General features: G+C 52.7%; 1 pseudogene. It reads right to left on the bottom strand.

The features are described from left to right. Window positions 1–512, bottom strand: a pseudogene (locus ACYP03_RS23970) (VWA domain-containing protein); the annotation flags it as partial.

The raw sequence follows: 512 nt of genomic DNA, 5'->3' as shown, positions 1-512 counted from the left end.
GGTTGGCAGCATGGCAGTATTGAGGGTGATGTTATAGCTGGCAGACACATTGCCATTTTCCAGCACAGTCTGAGAAAGCTGTTCGATCCGATCTCCCGCTGATGGTAAATGCTGGCTGACCGCATTCACCATGGTTTGCAAAATTTGCTGAGCTGTAGTGCCCTGATTCAGTGCGCCTCGTTCAGCGACAAAGCCCACCAGCTCAGTCTCTTCCGGTGTTGGAATTGCCATCATTCGCGAACTCGCAGACCCCGTTTTCGGATCCCCGTAAATCACGGTGCCAGAGATATCCCCAGTCACTGGCGACATCGTAAAATCATCCGGCAGAAAGACCTGACGGGTTTCAAGCGACACTGTTTGAGTAGCCGACGGAGCTTGGCTGACCGTGATCGTAATCGATTTTGACTGCAGTACCTGCTTACCGCCGGCGTTCTGCTTTTCAATACTCACCGTGTATGTAAACTGCCCGAGATCCGGACCCGCCTGAAGATCCAGGATATGTGGCTCGCTAC

The sequence above is a fragment of the Photobacterium sp. R1 genome, assembly GCF_054600795.1.
The sequence above is the reverse complement of the archived record's forward strand: the minus strand, read 5'-3'. Positions and strand labels throughout refer to the sequence as shown.